18 protein-coding genes are annotated in these 17,987 nt (G+C 45.0%); 16 read left to right on the top strand and 2 right to left on the bottom strand.

Annotated features, from left to right (window positions below):
* The first annotated feature begins 4 nt into the window (after positions 1–4).
* The 4 genes from BHE18_RS18200 to BHE18_RS23805 all read left to right on the top strand — a co-directional run bounded on the left by BHE18_RS18200 (position 5) and on the right by BHE18_RS23805 (position 2,547).
* Positions 5–583, top strand: a complete 579-nt coding sequence (locus BHE18_RS18200) for a GNAT family N-acetyltransferase (RefSeq protein ID WP_071619921.1) — start codon at positions 5–7, stop codon at positions 581–583.
* A 3-nt stretch (positions 584–586) separates the two neighbouring features.
* On the top strand, positions 587–961 hold the full coding sequence (locus BHE18_RS18195) for a holo-ACP synthase (protein WP_071619920.1): 375 nt from the start codon (positions 587–589) through the stop codon (positions 959–961).
* A gap of 184 nt (positions 962–1,145) precedes the next feature.
* A complete protein-coding gene (locus BHE18_RS18190) occupies positions 1,146–2,405 on the top strand; it encodes a helix-turn-helix domain-containing protein (protein WP_071619919.1) in 1,260 nt (419 codons plus the stop codon).
* Positions 2,406–2,421: 16 nt separating this feature from the next.
* Positions 2,422–2,547, top strand: coding sequence for a hypothetical protein (locus BHE18_RS23805; protein WP_268876376.1), 126 nt, complete (start codon positions 2,422–2,424; stop codon positions 2,545–2,547).
* Positions 2,548–3,009: 462 nt separating this feature from the next.
* Here BHE18_RS23805 and BHE18_RS18185 read toward each other — a convergent pair whose 3' ends face one another.
* Positions 3,010–3,762, bottom strand: coding sequence for a DeoR/GlpR family DNA-binding transcription regulator (locus BHE18_RS18185; protein ID WP_071619918.1), 753 nt, complete (start codon positions 3,760–3,762; stop codon positions 3,010–3,012).
* A gap of 181 nt (positions 3,763–3,943) precedes the next feature.
* Here BHE18_RS18185 and BHE18_RS18180 point away from each other — a divergent pair, with 181 nt between their 5' ends.
* From BHE18_RS18180 to BHE18_RS18145, 8 genes are all read left to right on the top strand, one after another.
* Entirely contained in the window at positions 3,944–4,654 is a 711-nt protein-coding gene (locus BHE18_RS18180) for a ribulose-phosphate 3-epimerase (protein WP_071619917.1), read from the top strand.
* A complete protein-coding gene (gene hxlB / locus BHE18_RS18175) occupies positions 4,654–5,211 on the top strand; it encodes a 6-phospho-3-hexuloisomerase (RefSeq protein WP_071619916.1) in 558 nt (185 codons plus the stop codon). Before BHE18_RS18180 ends, hxlB begins: the two co-directional genes overlap by 1 nt.
* A 28-nt stretch (positions 5,212–5,239) precedes the next feature.
* Entirely contained in the window at positions 5,240–6,412 is a 1,173-nt protein-coding gene (locus BHE18_RS18170) for a mannitol-1-phosphate 5-dehydrogenase (RefSeq protein WP_071619915.1), read from the top strand.
* Positions 6,413–6,429: 17 nt separating this feature from the next.
* A complete protein-coding gene (locus BHE18_RS18165) occupies positions 6,430–6,867 on the top strand; it encodes a PTS sugar transporter subunit IIA (protein WP_071619914.1) in 438 nt (145 codons plus the stop codon).
* A gap of 106 nt (positions 6,868–6,973) precedes the next feature.
* Positions 6,974–8,419 carry a PTS mannitol transporter subunit IICB gene (locus tag BHE18_RS18160; RefSeq protein WP_171910745.1) on the top strand — a complete coding sequence of 482 codons (1,446 nt, stop codon included), beginning with the start codon at positions 6,974–6,976 and terminating at the stop codon, positions 8,417–8,419.
* A gap of 495 nt (positions 8,420–8,914) precedes the next feature.
* Complete coding sequence (gene tkt, locus BHE18_RS18155; RefSeq protein ID WP_071619913.1) at positions 8,915–10,939, top strand: transketolase; 2,025 nt, start codon at positions 8,915–8,917, stop codon at positions 10,937–10,939.
* A gap of 258 nt (positions 10,940–11,197) precedes the next feature.
* A complete protein-coding gene (locus tag BHE18_RS18150; RefSeq protein WP_071619912.1) occupies positions 11,198–12,268 on the top strand; it encodes a DnaD domain-containing protein in 1,071 nt (356 codons plus the stop codon).
* 50 nt (positions 12,269–12,318) lie between these two features.
* Positions 12,319–12,669, top strand: coding sequence for a hypothetical protein (locus BHE18_RS18145; RefSeq protein ID WP_141771931.1), 351 nt, complete (start codon positions 12,319–12,321; stop codon positions 12,667–12,669).
* On the opposite strand, the gene BHE18_RS18140 is transcribed toward BHE18_RS18145, so the two are convergent.
* On the bottom strand, positions 12,666–14,030 hold the full coding sequence (locus BHE18_RS18140; protein ID WP_071619910.1) for an FAD-binding oxidoreductase: 1,365 nt from the start codon (positions 14,028–14,030) through the stop codon (positions 12,666–12,668). The two genes, BHE18_RS18145 and BHE18_RS18140, sit on opposite strands and share 4 nt — an antisense overlap.
* A gap of 284 nt (positions 14,031–14,314) precedes the next feature.
* Between BHE18_RS18140 and BHE18_RS18135 the strand changes: the two genes are divergently transcribed.
* From BHE18_RS18135 to BHE18_RS18120, 4 genes are all read left to right on the top strand, one after another.
* Positions 14,315–14,971 (top strand): GntR family transcriptional regulator, encoded by a 657-nt coding sequence (locus tag BHE18_RS18135; protein ID WP_235860375.1) that lies wholly within the window; start codon positions 14,315–14,317, stop codon positions 14,969–14,971.
* Positions 14,968–15,981, top strand: coding sequence for a TRAP transporter substrate-binding protein (locus BHE18_RS18130; RefSeq protein WP_071619908.1), 1,014 nt, complete (start codon positions 14,968–14,970; stop codon positions 15,979–15,981). Before BHE18_RS18135 ends, BHE18_RS18130 begins: the two co-directional genes overlap by 4 nt.
* A 207-nt stretch (positions 15,982–16,188) precedes the next feature.
* The gene (locus BHE18_RS18125; RefSeq protein WP_071619907.1) at positions 16,189–16,680 is read left to right on the top strand and encodes a TRAP transporter small permease; all 492 of its coding nucleotides are present in this window, start codon (positions 16,189–16,191) and stop codon (positions 16,678–16,680) included.
* Positions 16,677–17,960: a TRAP transporter large permease gene (locus BHE18_RS18120; protein ID WP_071619906.1), complete on the top strand. Its 1,284-nt coding sequence runs from the start codon at positions 16,677–16,679 to the stop codon at positions 17,958–17,960. Before BHE18_RS18125 ends, BHE18_RS18120 begins: the two co-directional genes overlap by 4 nt.
* Positions 17,961–17,987 lie beyond the last annotated feature (27 nt).

The raw sequence follows: 17,987 nt of genomic DNA, 5'->3' as shown, positions 1-17,987 counted from the left end.
AGCAATGTTACAAGGTATATTTATTGAACATTTCGAACATGAGCACATTGAAGATAGAATCTCCCTTTTATATGATTACCACATTCAGAAAAACCTAAATCATCTTTCAATGCAATTTGACAGAAATAAAATAAGAGAGCTTCATGAAGATAGTATCGAGAATAATCAAGACTCTAAAAGATATTATGTGATAAAAACAAACAAAAATAAAATCGTGGGATATTGCTGGATATCAAGCATTGACTGGATCAACAGGACATGCGAACTTTCAATAGGAATATTACCGGAATATAGAATTGGATACGGTTTACTGGCGTTAGTGAAGATGTACGATTATCTTTATGATCAATTAAATATGAAAACTGTCCTCAATCAAATTCTGGAAGGTAATGAACTTCTGCGCTCGAAAGTTTCACTTGACGGTTTGGCTATCAAAATAAAGGGGGATTCTTTTACAGCCGGGAAAGTAAGGAATGCCTATATGTGGACGCAAACGAAGGAAGAGCATGAATTACTTGGGAAGGAAAAAGCAAAGAAAAACAAGCAGCTGAATTCAAAATTCAAAGAAGTGATGAGCAGGTGAAAGATGGAAGTAGGAATAGATTTCACACTTGAAAGCAGCCTATCAAAAATAGTGAAAAATAGAAAATATATGGACTTCTTGTTCACTGAAAGAGAAATCTCCAGTGCTGACAGATTAGCCCCCGGGAAACAGGGAGAGTATTATGCAAGCAGGTTTTGTGCTAAAGAGGCAGCAGCAAAAGCTTTAGGGACAGGTTTTATAAGCAAGGACAATATTAAATGGAAAGACATAGAGATAATAGGGGAGAAAGGATCAAAACCCCGTATTGAGCTCCATAACAATGGCAAAAGCAGATTGAAGAAAATGGGATACAAAAATATCAAATTAAGTTTTTCGCACAAAGATAATTATGTCGTTGCTATAGTAATGGTTTACTGACAAGGATCTTTTCGCATAATTTGCAGCTTTACACACTGGGATCAATAGTAGAGTCTGAAAAGAACGAAATCGTTAAAATCTATATGATGGACGTAAAGCAGACAAAAAACAGTAGTTTGTACCCAGTTATTTTATTCCCAATTATGGTAAGATTATCCTAACCAATTCACAGAGTGAGGATAATATGAACATAGGAAAAGCCATAAAATTCAAACGAAAAGAAAGTGGATTAACACAAGAAGAACTTTCGAATGGTATATGCTCAATTACTTATCTTAGTAAACTTGAAAACGGGAAATTAGATTCGCAAATTAATGATGAAACACTAAACTTACTATGTTCCAGATTGGGTATTTCCCAAGAGGATCTGACTAGTGACAGTGAAGAATTATTAGACTTGCTTTTTGAATGGTACGAAAAGGTCTGTGAGGAGGACTTAAGTCAGTGTGCTGAATTATACAACAACGTACAAAAAAAGATTCGTTACAGCAGCAACTATGAAACTGCGATATTTTTTGAATTATTTAAACTAAGATATTTTATCCAGAAGAAAGATGTGGGAGAATCCATCAAAATACATAAAGATATAGATCAAAAAATAGACTTGTTTACACCAAAGCAATTGTATTTTTACCATAAGTTTTCAGGTTACCTGTACAGAGAGCGGGATATGTTGAAAAAGGCTGAGCATCATTTGCATGAGGCAATTGATTTGGATCAAGAACTCAAAATCAATGAACCTGATTTGTATTATCTGCTCGGAATCGTACAAAGCCGCCTTGGGAATTATATCAGCTCGTTTGAGTATCTGCATAAGGCTGAGGTCTTATACAGCGATTTAATAGATTATAATAAATTATTTAAAATAAATATCATCATTTCAATCAATTATATCCTGCTTGGTGAATATGACCTATCAATAGAAAAAATCGAAGTCTTGCTGCAGCAGGCAAAGAAACTGAAAAAAGAAGTCAATACCGTCGCTATGCTGAAACATAATCTGGGATATGCCTATTTTAAGAAAGAGAGGTACCAACAATCATATAACATTCTTTTGGAAACATTAGAAATGAAGGGGAAAAGCATCGGAGTCAGCGTAGATTATTTGATTACTTATTACGTCTATGTACAAGCTTTCTTACATTTAAATATGGGTGACGAAACAGAGGTTAACCATGCAATTCAAGAAGGAATCAGAATGTCTGAAGAATTGGACAAAAAAGAATATCAAATAAAATTCACTTACTTAAATTACAAATTCTCCACGAATTCAACCCAAAATGAAACCCTCACTTTTCTAGAAAATACTGCTTTGGAATATTTCAGCACCCGTGGTGACAAAGATGATTATAAACACTTTTTACTTGAAGTTGTAAAAATATATAAAGAAAAAAAGATGTATAAAAAGGCTACTCACTATTTGTTAAACTACATTGAAATATAGAAAGGAAGTTCTAAATATGAAAAAACTACTAATCACTCTAACTGCATTGATCGCTCTTGCTTCTTATGGAGGAACAAACGAAACTCAAGTACTTGCCAATGACGCGCAATATCCAGACGATTTAAATATCCAGACGATTTAATTGTCAACACACATAATGATTCATTAGAAATCGTGTAATCGGTGTTGTTTGGCTAAAGGTGAACCGGAAGAGTGCAGGTGCAGTGACCCGCTTTGAAAATATAGTTGGGTTACTGTACCTTTTCCTATGACTCCTTGTCCCCATGGTTCAGAAGAAAAGGATGAGCCGTGTGACCCCCCTTAGCTTTTTTCCACAATAAGAAGGCTGGACTGGCCGTGATATAGGTTGATTTATTGTTTTTAAAAGTTTGATCATCGGGACGTGAAAAAGCCCTTCGTGAAAGGAAGCGGTAGATCAGCACCGGTGCTTCCTGTTTCCAGACAACCGCGGGGCCGGGAACAGCGGTTTTAAGACCATCTGACCCGGCTTTGCGTTTTCCTTCTTTTGGAAACCAGACAAGTTAATCGAATTAAACGGGGACGGTTCCCGCTCGGTAGAGTGGGAACCGTCCCCGTTTTAACTTTAATCATTGATCACCGTTATCTGCTGACTCTCATACAATCTCGTGATTTCAGGCTGGATCGTATCTGTGATCAGATAGGTTAAAACGTTTAGAGGAGAGACGATGTGATTAGAGAACGTATTTAATTTATCGGATGTCACCATGCCGAGTACTTCATTTGATATGGATACCATTTTTCTTTTAACCGCGGCTTCGGCTAAGCTGGGAACACTGATTCCGATATTGGGATCGATTTTATGGATTCCCATTACGTATAAGTCGGCCCTCAGATTATTTAATGACTCCACCGTATCAATCCCTAGGTTCACCATCGATTCTTTAAACAGAGTGCCGCCGATCATGATCACTTCAATATCATGATGATTCATTAAAGCATTGGCAATCGGAGGACTATTTGTGACGACTGTTGCTTTTAACGTTAACGGCAGCTGGTTGACGAGGTGCAGATTTGTCGTTCCTCCGTCTATCAATAGAACCATATCATCTCTTATAAATTCTAATGCTTTCTTTGCCAGATCCATTTTCACTTCATTCATTACGTGCTGCCTGGTGGTGAAATCCACTACCGGCGGGCCGATCCGTAACGCTCCGCTGTGAACCCTCTTGATCAATCCTTTATTGTCGAGTTCTTTCAAATCCCTGCGAATGGTATCTTCTGAAACGGCAAGTCGCTGGCTTAGGTCGGTTGCGATCACTTTTTGCTCTTCATTCAATATTTCCAGAATTTTTTGTTGACGTTCAAGTTTTAGCAATGGTTTTCACCCTTATTTATATATGGATTTTATCTTTATATTTAAATAGTACCACAACTAATGGAAATTACACCAAACAATTATAAACATGCATTAATTTAATATAAACGTGCAGTTTATGTATTTACTTTTGTTTGTAATCGCTTTATAATGATAAAAAACAGAAGAAGGAGGCATTAACATGCAAAATAGAAAGATAACGATTTCTCCATCCATCATGTGTGCGGACCTGCTGAATTTGGAGAAGAGTGTAAGAGAGATTGAAAACGCGGGAATAGACACGCTGCACATAGATATCATCGACAGTTCATTCAGTCCCAGCATGCCGCTTGGAATCGACACCGTTAAACAATTGAGGAAAATCACGAATATGGATTTTGATGTGCACATCATGGCAAATGACAATGAGTTTTTCATACAAGAGATGATTGATATTGGTGTCGAACAGATAACATTCCATATCGAGAGCAGCGTGCATATCGACCGTTATATCAATTTAATCAGAAACAGCGGAGCAAAAGTTGGTGTAGCCCTGAACCCGGCAACCCCGTTATCGGTTCTGGATTATGTCCTTCCTCAATGCGACACCGTTTTATTAATGCTGATCAATCCCGGCTTTGCAACGGATAAGGCAGAAAAACAGATATCTTATGCAGTGAAAAAGGTAAAGGACCTCTATCAAACGATTGAAGAATCCGGATTGAAAACGAGGATAGAGGTAGATGGAAGGGTGTCCTTGGATACGATTCCTGCCTTAGTGGAAGCCGGTGCGGATATCCTGGTGGCGGGGAGCACAAGTTTATTCGTCAAGGGAAATAGTCTGGCCGAAAATAAACAGATCATGGAGCAGCGTATAGCCGAGGGGATTTCTTTAGGGGAGGCAGTGAGATAATGAGTTATCATCAGGTTCAAAATGAAATTGCACATGAGATATCCAATACATTAGGCCAGGTTGACAGTGAGAGTGTAGCGGGATTAGTAGCGGAGATCAAAAAAGCAGAAAAAGTATTTTTTGTGGGAGTGGGAAGAGTTCTTCTATCTTTGGAAGCGGTTGCTAAACGATTGGCCCACCTTGGTATCGATACGTATGTGGTAGGGCAGATCACCGAACCGGCAATCACTGAAAATGATTTGTTGATAGTGGGTTCAGGAAGCGGAGAATCTGCATTCCCGCTGATTATTGCTAAAAAAGCAAAGCAATATCATGCAAGGGTCGCACATATCGGGGCAAACCCGGACTGCTCCATGAAGGAATACAGTGATCATTTTGTAAGGATTCCAGTCCGTACGAAACTGCATTTGCCTAATGAAATTCCTTCTGTTCAGCCGATGACGAGTTTATTTGAACAGAGCCTGCTATTGTTGGGCGATTCCATTGCCTTGATGCTGATCCGCGAACAAAATATAGACATGCCTAGTCTGTGGAAGTATCACGCCAATTTGGAATAGTGAATCGTTTTTTTAGAGGAGGAGAAAGATGAGAGCACTTCATTTTGGGGCCGGAAATATAGGAAAGGGATTTATCGGGTATTTCCTTAACAAAACAGGATACGAGGTTTGTTTTGTCGATGTTGATCAAAAAGCAGTTGATCAATTCAACCAGAATAATCGATACCTTGTTGAAATCCTGGATGATGCCCGTACAGTCGAATCCATCTCTCCTGTTTCAGCGTTGAACAGTTTAACTCAAGCAGAAGAAGTCATTGAACAAATCGAGAATGCAGATATCATTACAACCTCAGTCGGGGTCAATAATCTGTCCCGGATTGCACCTGTATTATCCCAAGGGCTTTTGAGAAGGATAAAAAAGAACAAAAACAAGCTGGACATTATTGCGAATGAAAATGCGATAAACGCATCTTCAACTTTGAAATCTGAAATAGAGAAACTGGTTGCGCCGGGAGAGATGGATGAGATTCTGACATTGGCCGGCTTTCCAAACGCTTCAATAGACCGGCTTGCGCTGTCGAGGGAAGATGAGCAGGATCAAATTGCGATTGTTGAACCTGTGTATGAGTGGGTGATCAACCAAAAGGAACTGGCCAATCATGAACTCCCTTCAATAGAAGGGGCGACATATGTTGAAGAATTAAAACCCTATATTGAAAGAAAGCTATTTGTAGTGAATATGGGGCATGCAGCAACCGCCTATATTGGCTATCTTTACAATGAATCAACCATCCAGAGTGCGCTTCAGAGGCCTGAAATTGAGCAGTTTGTCAGAGGAGTCATGAATGAAACAGCTCAATACTTCTTAAAGAAACACAACGTCAGCCAGGAAGAAATGAAAAATTATATTAAAAAAACAATAATTCGATTTAAAAATCAGAATATTAGTGATAATATTTTCCGAGTAGGAAGATCCCCTATCAGGAAACTGGGGTATGATGAACGTTTGGTGAAGCCGATGCGGGAGCTGTCAGAGCTGGACTTGCCAAGTGATTATTTGGCTGTAGCCATTTCTGCCGGTTTTATCTATGATGATCCTCAAGACGGGGAATCTGCCGCATTGCAGGATTTCATCCGTGAACACGGCGTAGAACAGGCAATCAGACATTATACTGGAATAACGGATGATAGGATTCTTACTAGTTTAAAAGAGAATTATTTTAAATTGAAAGAAAATGTAACGTCTGTATTAATTGACTAAAGAAAGGAATTGGAACGATGCTCAGTAATTATCTAGAGAACACGATCAACTTCATGGATTCAGTATCATCTTGGGAGGAGTCAGTCAAGGCGGCTGCCGAGCCTTTATTGACTCAAGGGAATATCGATGAAAGTTATGTCGAGGATATGATCAATAATATCCACGAATTTGGTCCCTATATCGTGATTGTACCAGGGATCGCCATGCCGCATGCCCAGAATAAAGGCGGTGTGAAAGAGAATGGGGTCTCCTTGTTGAAGCTGAATAAGCCGGTCCTTTATCCGGAAGATAAGGAAGTCAATCTTGTGCTTGTTTTAGCAGCAACCGACAGTTCAGGTCATCTGGATTTAATCTCGGACCTGTCTTCTGTGTTGGCGGATGAAGATGTTAAGACCAGCTTGGAGAATGCTGAAAGCAAGGACGAAATCCTCAGGCTGATCAGGGATGTTGAGTAATTTTTTATAAAAAAGGGTTTTTCCTCTCCAAAGTTTAATCGGATTACTTTACTTTGGGGTTACGAATGCAATTTTATTACATCTAAATAGAAGGGATGGGAATTGTATGTCAACTGAAAGTGTTGTGGAACAGACTTCTGTATCAAAGCCGTCAGCCCGTGCGAAAATACAGGCAATGGGTGGATTCCTGACCAATATGGTGCTGCCTAATATCGGCGCCTTCATCGCATGGGGGATCCTGACAGCGCTATTCATACCCACAGGCTGGGTGCCTAATGAATATCTTGCAGAATTGGTCGGACCGACCATTACGTTCTTATTGCCGCTTCTCTTAGCTTATACCGGCGGAAGAATGGTAGGCGGGCAAAGAGGTGCCGTAATGGGGTCGATCGGGGCAATCGGATTAATTATCGGTTCTGATATCCCGATGTTCTTGGGTGCAATGATTATCGGGCCTCTTGGCGGCTTGGTGATCAAACGATTTGATAAGCTGCTGGAAAATAAAATACCTGCCGGATTTGAAATGGTCATTAACAACTTCTCGATTGGTATTTTAGGATTTTTATTATTACTTCTTTCTTATACAGTGATAGGGCCGGTGATCGAAGCGGCTAACGAAATGGTTACGGCTGCGATTGAGGCATTGGTCGAAACCGGTTTCCTGCCATTGCTGTCTCTTGTAAATGAACCGGCGAAAGTTCTGTTTTTAAATAATGTGATCGACCAGGGGATCTATTATCCTCTTGGTATGCAGGAAACACTTGAAGCGGGTAAATCCATCTACTTTACTGTAGCGTCCAACCCTGGACCAGGCCTGGGTCTGCTTCTGGCTTTTACTGTATTTGGGAACAAAATTTCCAGACGGACTGCACCTGGTGCAATCATCATCCACTTCTTTGGCGGTATCCATGAATTGTACTTCCCGTACGTATTAATGAAACCACTTACAATCCTTGGTATGATCGCCGGCGGGATGTCTGGAATCGCTACGTTCCAGCTGTTCAATTCCGGTCTGGTGGCCGGCCCGAGTCCGGGTTCGATTTTCGCCTATTTGGCATTAACACCTAAAGGGAACTTCCTGGGCATCATACTGGGTGTCATCGTCGCAACAGTCGTTTCCTTCCTTGTGACATCGCTTATCTTGAAGCTGGACCGTAAAGGTGACGATGAAGCTGCCTTGACAGAGTCCATTGAAAAGTCTAAAACGATGAAGTCTGAAGGAAAACAAGTTTTTAATCAGCCTGCTGTTCCTGAGGCCGCGGTTGAAAAGAAAATAAATAAAATTTCTTTTGCCTGTGATGCCGGTGCCGGAAGCAGTGCTTTAGGGGCAACGACCTTCAGGAAAAAGCTGCAAAAAGAGAACATTGAGGGCATCGAAGTGAAGCACTACAGAATTGAAGATGTCCCAAGTGATTCAGACATCATTGTCGTTCATAAAAACCTTTATGATCGAACGCGGCTTTCTTTTGAAAACAATGAAATCATCACGATCGAGAATTATATCGGCGATCCGAAACTTGTTAAGTTGTTGATTGATTTGAAAGAGCAGTGAGGGTTGTTGAGTATTTTGAAAAACATTTTAGTGTAGTCTCTAAACACCGCTAATGATTTCCGTGCAAGACTACGCTTTCCGCGGGTAGCCCGTGAGCCTCCTCGTCACTGCGTTCCTGCGGGGTCTCACATAAGCTACTCTTCCCGCAGGAGTCTGCGTCTTGCACTCCAATCAACCGCTGGAGAGAAGCTAACACCCAAAAGTAACATTTAATCAACAAAACCCGAACTAACTTGCCATATAAGAGGCGAATTAGTTCGGGTTTTTTAGGCTAAAACACTTTTATCCTAGCCCATTTCTTATGCTCCGAAGTTAATTTTGCCCCACATTATCTAGTATGCCGGTAATATTTCTTCGTAATTTTTAACTACTTACACTCATATCAGAAAACTTGAAAAACTCATTAACAATTATAAAAACGCACAAATTATAATTGAATTTGCGTTTTTATGCTGATAATATAGTGTTATAAAATGTGAGATTGGGAGTGAAGGCATGCAAACAAAGACAAGCAGTTTAATTGATCAGCTATCCATTAATACAATCCGTACTCTTTCTATTGATGCTGTTGAAGCAGCAAATTCGGGACATCCCGGAATGCCGATGGGTGCGGCTCCAATGGCCTACACGCTGTGGGCAAAAGAGATGAATCATAACCCTCATAATCCAAACTGGTTCAACCGGGACCGTTTTATTTTATCTGCGGGGCATGGCTCCATGCTGCTGTATAGTTTATTGCACTTATTTGGCTATGGATTGACCAAGGATGATTTAAAGAATTTCAGGCAGTTCGGCAGTAGAACCCCTGGTCATCCGGAGTTTGGTCATACCCCTGGTGTGGAAGCGACTACAGGCCCTCTGGGACAAGGGATTGCCATGGCTGTTGGGATGGCAATGGCCGAGCGGCATTTAGCTGAGACGTATAATAGGGATCACTTCAATATTGTAGATCACTATACGTATAGCATTTGTGGTGATGGAGATCTGATGGAGGGAGTATCTGCCGAGGCAGCGTCGCTTGCCGGTCACCTTAAACTGGGCAGATTAGTCGTCATGTATGACTCCAATGATATTTCACTGGATGGTGACTTGGATCGTTCATTCTCAGAAGATGCAGGGGAAAGGTTCAAGGCATACGGATGGCAGGTATTGCGCGTAGAAGATGGTAATGATGTTATTGAGATTCAAAGAGCTATTCAAGAAGCAAAGCTTGAAGAAAATAGACCGACGCTGATCGAGGTTAAAACAAGAATCGGTTACGGTTCGCCTAATAAGTCCGGTAAATCTGCTTCGCATGGGGCTCCGCTTGGTGAGGAAGAAGTGAAATTGACGAAGGAAAGCTATGCGTGGGAGTATGATGAAACCTTCCATGTTCCGGAATCAGTTTCGAAGCACTTTAATCAGTTAAGTGAGTCAGGTGAGGAAAAAGAAATAAGATGGAATGAGATGTTCGAGGAGTATAACAACCAATATCCGGACCTGGCCCGGCAATTTGAGGCAGCTTTAAAAGGTGATCTTTCAGAAAGTGGGATCTATTCGCTGCCGGAATTTGAAACCGGCGAGAAAATGGCGACAAGAGCCTCCTCAGGGAAAATACTGAATGAAATAGCGAAAAGGGTGCCGCAGTTTATAGGTGGATCTGCCGATTTAGCCAGTTCAAATAAAACGCTGATGAACACTGAGCGAAACTTTGGGATCGAAAGCTATGCCGGCCGGAATATCTGGTTCGGGGTCCGTGAGTTTGCAATGGGCGCAGCTCTTAATGGAATGGCCCTGCATGGCGGGTTAAAAGTATTTGGGGCAACATTCTTTGTTTTCTCAGATTACTTAAGGCCAGCAATCAGGCTTGCTGCCCTGATGAAATTACCGGTTACGTACGTGTTTACGCATGACAGTATAGCTGTGGGAGAGGATGGCCCAACCCACCAGCCGGTTGAACAGCTTGCTTCGTTCCGTGCAATGCCGGGAATCTCGATGATTCGTCCGGCCGATGCGAAAGAGACCCTTGCGGCATGGCAGCTTGCGATGGAAAGTAAAGACAGACCAACAGCCCTGGTCCTTACTCGTCAAGACTTGCCGACACTGGCAAATGATGAGTCTGAAGTGGGAGATGGAGTAAGAAAAGGTGCCTATATTGTATGCGGCAAAGAAGACGCTGCAGGTTTATTACTGGCATCAGGCTCAGAGGTTTCGATTGCTCTCCAAGTCCAAAAGGAACTTGAAAAAGATGGCCTATCTGTCTCCGTAGTGAGCATGCCAAGCTGGGATCGATTCGAGCAGCAATCAGAAGAATATAGACAAAGTGTACTGAATCCTGCCATTAAAACACGTCTTGCAATTGAGATGGGTTCCTCACTCGGCTGGAGGGAATATACCGGAGATTATGGTGAAGCAGTAACCATCGATCAATTCGGAGCCTCAGGCCCGGCGCAGGATCTATATCAAGAATACGGATTTACAGTAGAAAGAATCGTTGCTAAATATAAGAATTTGTATGAAAAGAATAAATTGAGGATCTGATCGGGACGGGGAGATCGGGACAGGGGGACAGGTCCCTTGTCCCACTCATTAGGGTGGTGCAATTATTTTAGTGGGACAGTAAACCTGTCCCCTTGTCCCATTTAAACAAACGTTTGATTAAGTTCTTAAAATCCCGACGCAAAGCCATCTGAAAGATTAAATAAACGTTTAATTAAAATAATTTCATAACAGGGTGTCCATTTTCCATCTTTCTTTATACCTAGTAAGTGACTAGATATAGAAGGGTGGAATTTTTTTATGAGATCAGGATGTAAAGTAGTCGATCAGGTAGGGGAAATGAAAATCGAGGGGAATCTGGTTCCTCATTTGTGGTACAAGAACATTACGTTTGCGAGCGGGAAGGCACATTTTGTGGCGATCACGCTGCTGGCGGATATTCTGTATTGGTATCGTCCGACGCTTGTCCGGGACGAGAGCGGCGATGTGATTGGGACACGGACCAAGTTTAAAGGAGATATGCTGCAGAAGAGTTACCAGGCATTTTCCGATACATATGGGTTTACGAAGAGGCAGGTGAAGGAAGCGGTGGATTTCCTGGTGGAGAATCATTTGCTGATCAGGGAGTTCAGGACGATTACGACGTCGAGCATTGTGCTGAGTAATGTCATGTATGTGCAGCCTGTTGCCGGGAATGTGAATAAGCTCATGAGCGGAAAATGCCATGTCAGTGAATTGGTTTCCATTTGCCCTGATGATACGTTGGGACGTACCGGCATGGACGCTTCGGAGGAGGGCATGTCCCGGCAGGAGGAAGGGGCACATCCGGCGGGGGAGGGGACGTATACAGAGAGATCTTCAGAGAGTTCTTCAGAAAGAAAAAATAAACAACAACAAAGCGCGCGTGATGGTGCACTGAATTTTTTTACGGAAAATGGATTTGGCAAGATGGGATCGCATATCGAAGAGAAAATCAGGGGCTGGTGTGCAAAGCTGTCGGACAGCCTGGTGGTCGAAGCGATGAAGAAGGCTGTGGAACAGGGGAAACAGTATTGGAGTTATGTGGAGGCAATCCTGAAGAATTGGGAACAAGAAGGGGTCAAGAACGTGAAAGGTGCCGAGGAGAAAGAGTTCATGAAGATGTTTCAAAAGGTCGTCAAAGAGAAGACGGTTGGCCAGCGGAGGAAACCGGTGAGGACGGAGAAACTTCCGGAATGGTTTACGGATGGAGAGAGTACTGAGGAAGAGGTTCAAGATGACGATTTTGAAGCGGAGAAGGCCAAGCTGGAGGCGGAGTTGAAGGCATTTACAGAGGGGAGGGACAAGGGGACAGGTACCCCGTCCCATCTGTTATTAGGAATGGACGTTTAGGTTGGGACAACGGACCTGTCCCCTTGTCCCTGTTCCTGGAACCGAATGGATTGATTCAGGAAACGAATTTTCGTCACACCGAGGATCTGCGGATTTATTTATGGATTCTTACGCACTCGAAGGAAGAAGCGGGATATGAGGGTGAAAGATTTCTGGAGAAGGGTCAGTACATAGCATCGCTGGGGAATCTGAGAGACTATCTATGGTTTTATAGCGGGAATAAGGTTGACAGATACTCTGTATCGCGGATTCAGCTGTCAATCAAGCGGCTGGAGAGGTATGGGTGGATCCAGGCGGAGAAGATGCCGCATGGGAAAGGGGACAGGGGGACAGGTCCCTCGTCCCTATCTAAGGACTGGACAATTATTCTGGGACAAGGGACCTGTCCCCCGGTCCCTTAATCAAATATCTTCCCCGGATTCAAGAGTCCCTCCGGATCCAGCAGTTGTTTGAACGACCTCATGACATCAACTGCTTCCCCGTGCTCCATTCTTTGATATTTCATCTTTCCAAGTCCGACGCCGTGTTCTCCTGTGCATGTTCCGCCGGCTTCGATTGCCTTCAGGATGAGTTGTTCATTTATCTTCTCGGCTGCCGCTTTCTCTTCAGGGATGGCGGGATCATACACAATGATGGTGTGAAAGTTGCCGTCTCCGACATGGCCGAAGACGCTGCCGAGGAGGCCGCATGCTTCGATTTCGCTGCGGGCGAAATCGACCATGCCGGCGAGCTTTGACAGGGGGACGCACACGTCGGATCCCATCACCTCCGTTCCCTTGATGTGGCGGAAGGCGTAGGAGAGTTCGTGCCTTGCTTTCCAAATCTCCGCCCGTTCTTTAGATCCGCTTGCCCGTTCCCAGTTCCTGCAGCCCATATCCTGCATTAGTTCTTCCACAAACACCGCTTCTTCTTCGGTGGAGGTTTGTGTGCCGGCGAATTCGAAGAATAGGGAATGCTCTTCTGGAAAGCGATAATCCCCATATGCATTTACTTGTCTGATACTCGGGGCATCAACAAGCTCCATCCTCAGAACGGGGATCCCGCTTGCAAGCACCGCCTGGGCTGCTGCGGCGCAGTGTTTCGGTGTGTCGAATGTACAGCGGGCTGCGACCGCGTGTTCAGGGATGCCGTGGAGTTTGAGCGTAATTTGTGTGATGATCCCGAGTGTCCCTTCCGAACCGGTGAACAGGCCGTTCAGATGATATCCGCTGGATGATTTTTTGGCTGAACTGCCGGTGTTGATGACGCGGCCGTCTGCAAGCACCACTTCCAGGTTCAAGATCTGATCGCGCATGGATCCGTAGCGGACCGCGGTTGTGCCGCTTGCATTCGTTGCGGTCATACCGCCGATCGAGGCATCTGCCCCGGGGTCGATCGGGAAATAGAGACCCTGCCGGTTGATTTCATGATTCAGTTCGAGGCGTGTGATGCCGGGCTGGACCGTGATGGACAAGTCATCAGGATTGAAGGAGATGACGTCTTTCATCCATTCAAAATTCATGGAAATCCCTTTGGAAACCGGGATGGCAGCTCCGTCAAGCCCGGATCCCGCCCCGTAAGCGGTGATCGGGAGCTTATTCTCCCCCGCGAATTCTACAATATCCCTGACCATCTGCGTCGATTCCGGAAACACCACGGTATCCGGCTGCACCGGCTCGTGAAACGATTCGTCCCGGCTGTGCCGGAACAGATCCCCTTCGCTCGTATTGACCCGTTCTTCCCCTATCAAATCTTGGAGTTTCCCTATCCATTCTATATTCATCCAGCTTCTCCCTTCATTTTTAAAAAATTCTAAATTTTATATTTACAAACAGAATAGCATAAATTATCATGGGTGTATACGGTATACCACCATACATCATGCTGAAAAACCCACCAGTATTTTCAACAAAAGAACTAAAACCACAAGGAAAAACTCTCATCATGTCCATTTTCTCACAATGACTCACACCTTAGATTCCATATACATACTCTATGCAACTTTTATTCTTATAAAAATAAAACGGTTATCCTGCCGTTGAACAGGGAGGGAATCACTTGCCGAGGGTGATCAAAAAAGAAACACTGGCTGAACAGGCCTTTAACCTGATCAAGAAAGACATCATCTCGGGGAAACTGGCACCGGGGGAGGAGCTTCCTGAAAAGAAGCTTGCACAGGAATTCGGAATTAGCCGGACACCTGTCCGTGAGGCACTCACAAGGCTGGCGGGGGAAGGGCTGGTCGAAGTATCCGATCAGAAAATAGCGACGGTTGCCTCTTTTACAGAGGAAGATGCGATGCATTTCATGGAGATCCGGACGCTCCTGGAAGTGTACAACCTGGAAGCGACTTTTCCAATGAATCGTGAGGTGCTTGAGGGGATACGGGAGAACCTGGATGCTCAATTAGCTGCAATAGGGGCCGGGTCCTATGAAAAATTCATTGATCTCGACCGGGAATTCCATCTGCTATTGGCCGGTTCGAACCCCAACCCCAAGCTGAGGGCATTGATTCATTCCGTCAATACCGGGGTGAACAGGGCATTCCTGGTACTGTCCCATACGCTGCAGTTAAGTGCCAGGGAAGCATATGAAGAACATACACGCATCGTGAATGCATTGGAAAGCGGTGCGATCGAAGAGGCCAAGAGGGAGATGACCGGTCACATGAAGAATATTGTACGGAGAATGAAAGGCTATTATCTGGAGGAGGAAACGAAATGAAAAAATACTTGATTCTATTGGTGATGGCTGTACTGATGATGTCCGCTTGCGGTCGTCCAAGCAGTTCATCTGGAAGCGGCAGCGGGGATAAAACGTATACGATCCGGATTGCCCATCTTGTACCGGAAGAGCAGTCGTCCCACGTAGCCGCAGTGACATTTAAAGAAAAGCTTGAAAAAGAATCGGATGGCCGCCTCAAGGTGGAACTGTATCCTAACGGACAGCTGTATGGGTCTGACCGGGAAGCGATCGAGGCGGTCCAATTGGGCAATATCGAAATGACGATCCCTGCCGTGGCTCCGCTTGCTTCTTTTAACGAAAAGTTCATGGTGTTCGACCTTCCGTTCCTTTTCAACAACAATGAAGCGGCTTATAAAGCACTGGACGGGGAACTTGGGCAGGAGCTCATGAAGGATCTTGAAGAGAACAACATCAAGGGACTTGTCTTTGGGGAAAACGGGTTCCGCCACATGTCGAATAACAAAGGGCCGATTGAAAGCCCTGAAGACATAGCGGGACAAAAATTCAGGACACTTGAAAACCCTCTTCATACCGATACGTTCAAAGCATTTGGCGCCAATGCATCGCCGTTTGCATTCGGTGAATTGTACACGGCTCTCCAGCAAGGGACATACGACGCGATGGAGTGTCCTGTATCCCTTTATTACACGAACAAATTTTATGAAGTACAGGATTATCTGTCCATGACGGGCCATGTGTACGCGGCAACGGCTTTGTTGATGAACAATGATTTCTATAATGATCTTCCTGAAGATTTGCAGAAGCTTGTGACCGAAGCCTCCGAGGAGTACCGGGAAGAGCAGCGCGGCCTGGCTCAGAAGCAGGATGTGGAATTCCTGAACAAGCTGAAGGAAAACGGGATGAAGGTGAACGAATTAACGGATGCTCAGAGGGATGAGTTCCGTGATGCGGCATCATCCGTTTACGACAAATATGTAGAACGCATCGGCAAGGATTTAGTGGACAAGGCGTTGGAAGCGAATAACTGACACCGGGATGAAACAAGGGATCAAGGTTCACTTTGATTCCTTGCTTTTTTAGAAAAAAATTCGAGAATGATCCAGCTCCGGCGCCTGGCCCCCCGAGACGTTCCGGTCCGCCCTATGAAGTCAAAGAGCGTTTTCATAGGGGGGACCTCCCGCGCTTGCCGGGTCTGATCAAGGCGCTTGCGCTTTTCTTAGAAAGGGGCTTCTTAGATGAAAAAGAAATTCGACGTATTCGAAGAAACGATACTGGTCTTGACGCTTGCCCTGATGGTGGCACTCATTTTCAGCCAGGTGGTGGGACGGTATGTGTTCTCTTCTGCACCGAGCTGGACGGAGGAAATGGCCCGTTATATACATATCTTTCAAGTGTGGATCGGAGCAAGTTATGCAGTGAAAAAGAGACAGCATATCCGCATCGAAAGCTTTATCGAACTGTTTAAAGGCACGGCCAGGAAAGTGATTGATACGGCCGCTCTGCTCATCTGGTTCCTGCTTGCGCTGTTTCTTGCCGTCTTTGGGACGCAGCTCGTTCTGGCGAGCCTCCAAAACGGACAGGTCACCCCGGCGATGCAGCTGCCGATGTGGGTGCCGTTTCTTGCAATCCCTTTGGGAGGGGCGGGAATGGCGCTCAGACTTCTCCAGCAGCTGGCGGGAATCTGGCGGAATGCCGATGAACCGCCTTCAAGGGAGGTGAGGGTATGATCGTAGCCTTGTTATTCGGCTCACTTGCCGTCTGTTTGTTAATCGGTGTCCCGATTGCCATATCATTGGGTGTTTCATCGCTTGTGGCGATTTATTTCGGTTCGACCCTCCCTTTGAATATCATCACGCAGAAAGCCTTCACGTCATTGGATTCTTTCCCGCTGCTCGCGATCCCTTTCTTTATGCTTGCGGGAATCCTGATGGGGAAGGGCGGCGTGTCGCAGAGACTGTTGAACCTGGCAACCGCGATGGTCGGCTGGATGACGGGCGGGCTTTCGATGGTAACGATCGTCGCATGTATGTTTTTTGCAGCGATTTCCGGTTCAGGTCCTGCGACAGTGGCAGCGATCGGCGGATTCATGATTCCTGCGATGATGGCCCGGAAATATGAAGGCGGTTTTGCATCGGCCGTAGCGGCATCCGCCGGGTCGATCGGGGTCATCATTCCCCCGAGCATCCCGTTCGTTCTGTACGGTGTCATCGGCGGTGTATCCGTAGGCAGCATGTTCCTTGCGGGGATTCTTCCAGGGTTTTTGATTGGAGGGGGCTTAATGTTTACCGCCTATATCATTTCGCGGAAAAGGGGCTACAAACCGGAGGCCGCGATGCCGTTTCGCTTTAAGGATGTCCTGAAAGCGGCGAACGATGCCAAGTGGGCGTTATTGATTCCGGTCATCATTCTGGGAGGGATATACGGGGGCGTATTCTCCCCGACGGAAGCCGCCGTGGTGGCCGTGGTCTATTCTCTGATAGTCGGTCTCTTCGTCTACAAGGAACTGACGTGGTCATCCGTATTTGAATGTTTCCGTGAAGCGGTGGTCATCAACGCGACTACGATGATCATCATCGGTCTCTCCGTTTCGTTCGCATATTTCATGACGCTGGAACAGATTCCAAGCGATATCTCTGCCTTTTTGACCGACTTGTCCACGAATCCGTTCATTATCCTGATTGCGATCAACATCCTGCTGCTGGTTGTCGGGATGTTTATCGATACGATCTCCGCCCTGGTCGTGCTGACGCCGATCCTGCTGCCGATCGTGACCGCCGTGGGAGTGGATCCTATCCATTTCGGCGTCATCCTGGTTGCCAATCTTGCCATCGGGTTCATCACCCCTCCTCTTGGGGTGAATCTGTTTGTGGCTTCGAGTGTCGGCGGCGTTCGGTTTGAGAAAATTGCATGGGCGATCGTTCCGTTCCTGGTGTCGATGATCATTTGTCTTCTTGTCATTACATTCTTCCCGCCGCATACCCTATGGCTGCCGGGGTTGATGAAGTAGTTTACGTGGTGAAAGGTGTGTGAAAGA

Origin of the sequence: Rossellomorea aquimaris (assembly GCF_001877785.1) — a bacterium.
In the GTDB taxonomy this organism is placed as follows: Bacteria; Bacillota; Bacilli; order Bacillales; family Bacillaceae_B; genus Rossellomorea; species Rossellomorea aquimaris_A.
The sequence above is the reverse complement of the archived record's forward strand: the minus strand, read 5'-3'. Positions and strand labels throughout refer to the sequence as shown.

What these genes read in the sequence shown, in the direction of transcription:
- BHE18_RS18200 (WP_071619921.1), top strand. Translation starts at nt 5, where the DNA reads ATGTTACAAGGTATATTTATTGAACATTTCGAACATGAGCACATTGAA.
- BHE18_RS18195 (WP_071619920.1), top strand. Translation starts at nt 587, where the DNA reads ATGGAAGTAGGAATAGATTTCACACTTGAAAGCAGCCTATCAAAAATA.
- BHE18_RS18190 (WP_071619919.1), top strand. Translation starts at nt 1,146, where the DNA reads ATGAACATAGGAAAAGCCATAAAATTCAAACGAAAAGAAAGTGGATTA.
- BHE18_RS23805 (WP_268876376.1), top strand. Translation starts at nt 2,422, where the DNA reads ATGAAAAAACTACTAATCACTCTAACTGCATTGATCGCTCTTGCTTCT.
- BHE18_RS18180 (WP_071619917.1), top strand. Translation starts at nt 3,944, where the DNA reads ATGCAAAATAGAAAGATAACGATTTCTCCATCCATCATGTGTGCGGAC.
- hxlB (WP_071619916.1), top strand. Translation starts at nt 4,654, where the DNA reads ATGAGTTATCATCAGGTTCAAAATGAAATTGCACATGAGATATCCAAT.
- BHE18_RS18170 (WP_071619915.1), top strand. Translation starts at nt 5,240, where the DNA reads ATGAGAGCACTTCATTTTGGGGCCGGAAATATAGGAAAGGGATTTATC.
- BHE18_RS18165 (WP_071619914.1), top strand. Translation starts at nt 6,430, where the DNA reads ATGCTCAGTAATTATCTAGAGAACACGATCAACTTCATGGATTCAGTA.
- BHE18_RS18160 (WP_171910745.1), top strand. Translation starts at nt 6,974, where the DNA reads ATGTCAACTGAAAGTGTTGTGGAACAGACTTCTGTATCAAAGCCGTCA.
- tkt (WP_071619913.1), top strand. Translation starts at nt 8,915, where the DNA reads ATGCAAACAAAGACAAGCAGTTTAATTGATCAGCTATCCATTAATACA.
- BHE18_RS18150 (WP_071619912.1), top strand. Translation starts at nt 11,198, where the DNA reads ATGAGATCAGGATGTAAAGTAGTCGATCAGGTAGGGGAAATGAAAATC.
- BHE18_RS18140 (WP_071619910.1), bottom strand. Translation starts at nt 14,030, where the DNA reads ATGAATATAGAATGGATAGGGAAACTCCAAGATTTGATAGGGGAAGAA.
- BHE18_RS18130 (WP_071619908.1), top strand. Translation starts at nt 14,968, where the DNA reads ATGAAAAAATACTTGATTCTATTGGTGATGGCTGTACTGATGATGTCC.
- BHE18_RS18125 (WP_071619907.1), top strand. Translation starts at nt 16,189, where the DNA reads ATGAAAAAGAAATTCGACGTATTCGAAGAAACGATACTGGTCTTGACG.
- BHE18_RS18120 (WP_071619906.1), top strand. Translation starts at nt 16,677, where the DNA reads ATGATCGTAGCCTTGTTATTCGGCTCACTTGCCGTCTGTTTGTTAATC.